Source organism: Roseovarius sp. MBR-6, assembly GCF_040547525.1.
Lineage (GTDB): Bacteria > Pseudomonadota > Alphaproteobacteria > Rhodobacterales > Rhodobacteraceae > Roseovarius.
On sequence record NZ_JBEPPW010000045.1, the window covers coordinates 1 to 6,925 of the forward strand.

8 protein-coding genes are annotated in these 6,925 nt (G+C 63.4%); all 8 read right to left on the reverse strand.

Annotation, left to right across the window (positions count from 1 at the left end):
* Positions 1-446: acyl-CoA dehydrogenase family protein (locus ABIE57_RS20050; RefSeq protein ID WP_354540807.1), on the reverse strand; the 446-nt coding region annotated here is incomplete at its 3' end.
* Positions 447-669: 223 nt separating this feature from the next.
* Positions 670-1,500 carry an alpha/beta fold hydrolase gene (locus ABIE57_RS20055; protein WP_354540808.1) on the reverse strand — a complete coding sequence of 277 codons (831 nt, stop codon included), beginning with the start codon at positions 1,498-1,500 and terminating at the stop codon, positions 670-672.
* 54 nt (positions 1,501-1,554) lie between these two features.
* Positions 1,555-2,598, reverse strand: coding sequence for a patatin-like phospholipase family protein (locus ABIE57_RS20060; protein ID WP_354540809.1), 1,044 nt, complete (start codon positions 2,596-2,598; stop codon positions 1,555-1,557).
* A 45-nt stretch (positions 2,599-2,643) separates the two neighbouring features.
* The gene (locus tag ABIE57_RS20065; protein ID WP_354540810.1) at positions 2,644-3,387 is read right to left on the reverse strand and encodes an acetoacetate decarboxylase; all 744 of its coding nucleotides are present in this window, start codon (positions 3,385-3,387) and stop codon (positions 2,644-2,646) included.
* 27 nt (positions 3,388-3,414) lie between these two features.
* A complete protein-coding gene (locus tag ABIE57_RS20070) occupies positions 3,415-4,845 on the reverse strand; it encodes a dihydrolipoyl dehydrogenase (protein WP_354540811.1) in 1,431 nt (476 codons plus the stop codon).
* Between the two features lie 5 nt (positions 4,846-4,850).
* Positions 4,851-5,621 (reverse strand): 3-hydroxybutyrate dehydrogenase, encoded by a 771-nt coding sequence (locus ABIE57_RS20075; protein ID WP_354540812.1) that lies wholly within the window; start codon positions 5,619-5,621, stop codon positions 4,851-4,853.
* A gap of 113 nt (positions 5,622-5,734) precedes the next feature.
* On the reverse strand, positions 5,735-6,262 hold the full coding sequence (locus ABIE57_RS20080; RefSeq protein ID WP_354540813.1) for a peroxiredoxin-like family protein: 528 nt from the start codon (positions 6,260-6,262) through the stop codon (positions 5,735-5,737).
* A 248-nt stretch (positions 6,263-6,510) separates the two neighbouring features.
* Positions 6,511-6,925: DUF6789 family protein (locus tag ABIE57_RS20085; protein ID WP_354540814.1), on the reverse strand; the 415-nt coding region annotated here is incomplete at its 5' end.

Consider the following 6,925-nt stretch of genomic DNA (forward strand, 5'->3'; position numbering starts at 1 on the left):
GAGTTCGGCACCATCACCGTCACCGCAGCCACCAGCGAGCGTGACGAGATCAGGCGCACCACTTCGGAATGGGCCAGTGCCGAAAAGCCGAGGCCACCATATTTCTTCGGGATAATCATGCCAAAGAAGCCGTCGTTTCGCATCATTTGCCAGGCGTCCTTAGGCAGATCAGCGGTCAGGCGGTTTACCGTCCAGTCGTCGACCATCTGGCACAGTTTCTGGCACGGTCCGTCGATAAAGGCTTGCTCCTCGTCGGTCAGGCGCGGGGCAGCGACATGTTGCAATGCGCGCCAGTCGGGATTGCCGGAAAACAGCTCCGCCTCCCACCAGACCTCGCCCGCATTCAGCGCCTCTGCCTCCGTTTCGGAGAGTGAAGGCAGGGCACCAAGGGCCCAGCGGTGGATCGGCTTCGTAAGGTAGTCGCGGCGAAAATTGCGTAGCGTCATTGCCTGACTTTCCGTGTTTTGCAAGCGCTGGCTTGATGCGTGTCATTTGTGCAGGCGTGTACTTTTCGACTGCCGCTCACGCTAACCAAACAATACACGAACTGCCTAATTTGTTCCACATGGTCAGCAAAAAGATAATGTCCGGGCGGATGCTGACGAGGCATCAGATCAGCCCGAGACCTCCGAGAACGGGCATTCGCGAGTATGGCGGAGACCTTGACCATCACGCGGTCTGTGCGTTCAGGAAATCGGCAATGACGGTGCCAACCGCGTCGGGCTTTTCCTCCATGATCCAGTGCGCGGCGTCGATCCAGGTCAGCTTGGCGTTCGGGATGGTCTCTTGTAGGCGCTTGGCATAGGCCGGCTTTTGGAAGGCATCATGCCGACCCCACAGGATCAGTGTTTCGTGCTCCAGTTGCGTCAGTTCGCCCCCGATGGCTTTTGTGTATTCCGGGTTGAGGCGCCGGAAATTTCGAAACAGAGCCTGCTTGCCTGTCTCGCTTGCCCAGGGAGCCATGATGATCTCCATGACCTCTGATGTTAGCGCCTCGGGCCGGTGAACGCCCTGCGGCAGGAACCCGCGCAGCATGTCGAGGAAGTCAGGAAGGCTCATCGCTGCCTCGGCGCCAGGCTCTTGCAATGGCAGGAATTCGGGGATCGGCCACGAGTCGAAGCAGACCGCGCTACTGAGAACCAGCTTTTTCACCCGCTCGGGGTAGCGAACGGCGATGATCTGCGCCACGCCGCCACCGATGTCGTGCGACACCACATCGGTCCGGGCTAGCCCGAGCGCGTCCAGCACGCCGACCATCAGCCGGGCCTGCGCGGCGATCGACACGTCAGCGTGCTCGGGCTTGTCCGATTGGCCGTAGTTGAGCATGTCGGGCGCGATCACCCGGTGCGTCCGGGCGAGCACCGGGATAATGTTGCGCCACAGCAGGCTTGATGTCGGGATCCCGTGGATCAACAGAACCGGCGGGCCGGTGCCCTCGTCGAGATAGGCAATCCTGTGGCCTTCGACCTGCAGATACTTGTGGGTGTATTCGGTTGTCATGTCGGTCTCCTCTTTAAGGTTGGAAGGGGCACGCCGGTTTCGCGCTGTCGCGCTTCATCCCTGGTGCTGGCCGCCGATCCCCTCGAACATCGCACGCAGATCGACGGTCGCGCGTGTGCCGATGTCGGAGAAGTTGTCATCAAGCCAGCGGGTCGCCGTCTCGCGGCCCATGTCGCGCAGCATGGTCAGGAAATCCCATTCCACATTCATCTTCGACGAGGCGCCAAGGGGTTTCAATTCGGCCTGGTTCTCGATCACATGCACCCGCATCTGCCGGTAATCCTCGGCCGAGAGCTTGCCCTCGCGGATCAGCCGGTCAACGAAGTCGATCGCGCGCAATTCCTTCAGCAGGCTGCCGTTGAAACTGATCTCGTTCATCCGGTTCTGGATATCCATCGGCGTTTTCGGCGCGCCCTTGCGCTCGATCGGGTTGACCTGAATGACCACGATATCATCGGTGCCGGTCTCGCCGTGAAAGGGGAACAGCGACGGATTGCCCATGTAGCCGCCATCCCAGTAGGGCACGCCGTCGATCTCGACCGCCTGATAGAGGTTCGGCAGGCAGGCCGAGGCCATCACCATGTCGACGGTCAGATCCTCGCGCGGGAAGACCTTGATCTTGCCGGTTTCCACATTGGTGGCCGAGATGTAGAGCTTGAAGGCAGTGCAATTGCGCACCCTGTCGAAATCGATGCTCTCCTCCACCAGATCACGCAGCGGATTACTGTTCATCGGGTTGAGCTGATAGGGCGAGGCAATCCGCGAGAGGGCGTCCATGGCGTGATAGATCGGATTGTTCTCCAACCCCCAATTGCCGGTCAGCTTGTCGTAGAAGGTGCGCTTCAAGGGACTGTTCTTCGCGCCATCACTCATGGCGCGCCAGAAATGGTCGAGCGCGGCACGGCCGCCTTCGGGACCGTCGCGGTTGAAGCCTTCGGCCAGCGCCACGGCGTTCATCGCCCCCGCCGAGGTGCCGGACACACCGGCGATGCGCAATCGCCCGTCTTCGAGGATGCGGTCCAGCACCCCCCAGGTGAAGGCGCCGTGCGCACCGCCGCCCTGCAGGGCCAGATTAACAAGCTTGGTCTTGGGTGCCATGTGAACGGCCCTTCTTCGGTTGGGGATGCGCTGATCGCGCGGCACTCAGGCCAGATAGTCGTGTACGACGCGCCCGTAGGGCAGCGCCAGGTCGGCGATGATGTGCTGGCCCTCGACGATGCGGCGCACCGGCAGGTCCGCCACCGGCGCGTTGACATGCGGCACCAGATGCAGCCGGGCGCGCCCGCGCCAGAACCCCTTGACGGTGATCTCGGTCATCTCGAAGGCGACAAGCTCGGCTATGCGGGGCTTGCCGGTAACGCAGGGAATGAGCTTGAGATTGACCGCGGTCTTGGCCAGTTTCCTGGCGCATTCGGCGGGATCATCACAGGCGGTCTCGTGCTTGTAGACCATGGTGCCCATGGCCACCCGCTGCCCGGCATAATTGAGCGTCCCGGTCAGCGTGTCCTTTTCCACCCGCAGCGACGGCTCGCCCCAGCGCTTGGGAAAGCCCCAGATCTCGCGACCGGCGGTGATCGGGGGCTCGATGTCGAGAAACATCATCGCGGTGTAGTTGACCGGCTTGCCGTCCAGCAGGCAGGGGATGACGATCCCCGATTCTTGATAGGCGCCGAAACCGGAGCTGTCGGGCATGTCGATCCATTCGTAGACCACGGTGTTCGAGCCGTCGGGTTCCAGCGGTTCCGGCACTATGGCGCGGATCGCCGCCGGGTCGCTCTCGTAGACGATGTTGAAATATTGCCGGTCGACAAAGCGGTAGGGGCCGTGCGGATAGCTCGGGTTGCCCGGCGGCATGCCGGCGAGCGAGACGATTTCATTTTTGTTCATGGGAGGTCTTTCGGTTGGGGTTGGCGTTCACGCACCGGGGCCGCAATCGATGTCCCGCGGCGGCGGTTTGGAGTGCCGCCCAAGGTTCACGCACAGATCGCGCAAGGCCGTGCGCAGACCTTCCTCGATGACCGGGTGATAGAAGGGCATCTCCAGTGCCGTTTCGGCGTCCATGCCGGTCTGCACCGCCCAGGCCAGAAGATGCGCCAGATGCTCGCCCCGCGGCGCGATCATCTCGGCGCCGAGCAAGCGACCGGTGCCGCGTTCGCCGTAGATGCGCAGCAGGCCGCGGTTCTGACGCAGCACGCGGGCGCGGCCCTGATCGGCGAAATCCACCGCGCCGACAGCAAAATGGCATCCCGCCTCGGTCAGGTCCGAAAACGATTTGCCTACACTGGCGATGTTGGGATCGGTGAACACGATGGCCAGCGGCGTGCGCCGGGGATGCGGCACCACCGCGGGCCAGCGTCCGGCGTTGTCGCCTGCGATGCGTCCGTCGTCGGCGGCCTCGTGCAACAGCGGGATGCGGGCCGCGACATCGCCTGCAAAGAAGATATGGCTGTCGCCGGCCTGCATCGTCTGCGGGTCGATGCGCGGGCTGCCGCGCGCGTCCAGAGCAAGCCCGGACGCAGCAAGGTCCAGCCCGTCCAGCGCTGGCTTGCGTCCGGTGGCGGCCAGCAGCCAGTCGAACCGTTCCTCGCGCATGGTGCCATCATCGGCGAAACGCACGACAACGGCGTCACCGTCGCGGCCGATGTCCTGCACGTCGGCGTCCGGCAGGAACGGCAGACCGTCTGCCATCACCTCGGCTGCCCGGGCGCGCACGTCCGGATCGCTGATGCCGCCGACACCGCCGTCCTTGCCAAAGAGCCGCACCCGCACGCCGAGCCACGCCAGAGCCTGCGCCAGTTCCAGTCCGATTGGCCCGGCACCGAACACCGCCACGGCATCGGGTAGGTCGGCCCAGTGAAACACGTCGTCGTTGACGATCAGACGGTCCCCTACTGCGTCGAACATGGCGGGTCGGTCCGGAACCGCGCCGGTGGCGACGACGATACGTCCCGCCTCGATCCTCTCGCCCGTGTCCAGGGCAAGGGTATGCGGTCCGGTGAACCGGGCGTTGGCCTTGATGCGGTGGCCGGGATCGAACCCCTCCACCGCCTCGACCACGAAGCCGACAAAACGGTCGCGTTCGCTTCGCACCCGGTCCATCACCGCCGCACCGTCGATGCAGGCCGGGCCGGCGCGCACCCCGAAACCCTCGGCCGAGCGCACATCTTCGGCCGCCTCGGCCGCCGCGATCAGCAGCTTTGACGGCATGCAGCCCACCCGCGCACAGGTGGTGCCATAGGGCCCGCCCTCGATGAGGACGATCCGGTCGGTATGCTGGCGCGCCGCGCGATAGGCCCCCATGCCCGCCGTGCCTGCGCCGATGATGGCGACATCAACCTCGCGCATGCCCATCAGTCCATCCGCCAGCCGTGGCTGACCACGATGCTTTGCCCGGTCAGCGCATTGCTGGGGAATGTCGCCAGAAACAGCGCGGTATGCGCCACGTCCTCGACGGTGGTAAATTCCTTGTCCACCGTCTCGCCCAGCATCACGTCGTTCACGACTTCATCTTCCGAGATCCCAAGATCCTTCGCCTGCTCGGGGATCTGCTTTTCGACAAGCGGCGTCTTGACGAAACCGGGGCAGATGACGTTCGTGCGCACGCCCCTTGGCCCGCCTTCCTTGGCGATGGTGCGCGCGAGCCCCATCAGCGCGTGCTTGGCTGACACATAAGGCGCCTTGAGCGCCGAGGCTTCCTGCGAATGCACAGAGCCCATGTAGAGGATCGTGCCCGAGCCGCGTTCGTACATGCCCGGAAGCACCGCCTTCGAGGTCAGGAACGCGCCGTCGAGATGGATCGACACCACCTTGCGCCATTCGTCATAGCTGAACTCCTCGACCCGCTTGACCATCTGGATCCCGGCGTTCGAGAGCAGAATATCCACTTGCCCATAGGTGTCGATGACCGACGCGATGCCGCGCGCCACCGCGTCAGGGTCAGTCACATCCATATCGATCCCCATATGCCCGTCGCCGAGCGCGCTTGCGGCCTTTTTCGCCGCATCGAGGTCGATATCGGCGATCGCCACCTTGCCGCCCGCCGCCGCAAAGGTCTTGGCTATTTCCAGACCGATACCGCTCGCACCGCCAGTGATGACGCAGACCTTGCCGTCAAGTTTCATGGTGATTGTCCTTCTTGACGCTGAAAAGAATGACCCCGTCATCCGCGCCGCGTGCAGGATGACGGGCTTGTCCAATGAGATCCGCCGCCGGTCAGAGACCTGTCCGGCAATCCTCAGGCCGCGAGGCGGCCGCGGATCGGATAGTCGTTGTCGCGGATGAATTTCAGGCCCTTGGCGAGGCCTTCGAGATCCGGACGGGCGAATGGCGCGTTCGAGATGTCGATGACCTGAAGCAGCCCGTCGGCATTGATCACGAATATCCCCGGTTCGGCAAAGGGAAGGTCCGTCTCCTTCTCGGAGCGCGGCTCGGAAACATAAAGTCCGAGCGTCTGCATCTGTTCCACCGTCAGGCCGTAGCCCACCGGGCAGGTCACGCCGATCTCGTCAGTGAAACTCCGTGCGCGATCCTCGGGATCGCTGGAAACGGCCACAATCCCGACCCCTGCCTTCGCGAATTCGGGCGCGGTGCGTTCGAGTTCCGCGAGATAGGTCTTGCAGATCGGGCAGTGCTTGCCGCGATAGACCACCACCATCTGCCAGTCGTGATCGTCCACCGGTTTGCCGAGGGTCATGTCGCCGCCGCCGAGGCGCGCGACGCTGATCTCGGGCAGGCGTTCGCCGGATTTGAGCTTCTTTGTCATAGTGATCTCCTTCAATTTGCAAAATTTCGACCCTCGGCGCTTCGTGTTTAGCCGAGGCACCGTTTAAGGACGCGTGGGATGTCAAACGATTGACGGGGAAGTGGCGTGTCACCGCGCTCTCGCGCCGCCATATCGGCTCGTGGACGACCCTCCTGCCGACGCGAAGCCGCTCGCTTCGAGAAAGGTGGGGTTCGGGCGTGGCCACGACAACCGTCCTCAACGGAACGTGAAGCGCGGGGCACCATGCCTTACAGGGTCGATGTCACGGACCCGCGGCGTAGCAACATGCCGTATACACCGCCAAGCACGGCACCGAAGACGATGTGCATCACCAGTGTCATGACCGGGGCCATCATGCCCAACGTCATGCCGAAGAGACCGGCACCCGCCATCGGCATCATCGCCAGCATCATGATGAGCCAGGCACCGATGGCGAAAACGACACCTTTAAGCCACATCTCCCCACCGGGCAGGTGCGGCTCAAGGACTGCGAAACCGCCGCCCCAGAGGACGGTGCCGATCATGACGTGAATGCCCCAGGCAATGGCCGTCGACACTCCCATCATCGTCGCGATCATACCGATCGGATCCAGTGCTGGCATCAGCCCCATCGCCCCCTTCATCAGCATCAAAAGCGAAAGGGCAACGGTTGCCGCAAGTCCG

Bases quoted from the DNA above. Each gene is read 5' to 3' on its own strand.
- ABIE57_RS20055 (WP_354540808.1), bottom strand. From the start codon at position 1,500: ATGACAACCGAATACACCCACAAGTATCTGCAGGTCGAAGGCCACAGG.
- ABIE57_RS20060 (WP_354540809.1), bottom strand. From the start codon at position 2,598: ATGGCACCCAAGACCAAGCTTGTTAATCTGGCCCTGCAGGGCGGCGGT.
- ABIE57_RS20065 (WP_354540810.1), bottom strand. From the start codon at position 3,387: ATGAACAAAAATGAAATCGTCTCGCTCGCCGGCATGCCGCCGGGCAAC.
- ABIE57_RS20070 (WP_354540811.1), bottom strand. From the start codon at position 4,845: ATGCGCGAGGTTGATGTCGCCATCATCGGCGCAGGCACGGCGGGCATG.
- ABIE57_RS20075 (WP_354540812.1), bottom strand. From the start codon at position 5,621: ATGAAACTTGACGGCAAGGTCTGCGTCATCACTGGCGGTGCGAGCGGT.
- ABIE57_RS20080 (WP_354540813.1), bottom strand. From the start codon at position 6,262: ATGACAAAGAAGCTCAAATCCGGCGAACGCCTGCCCGAGATCAGCGTC.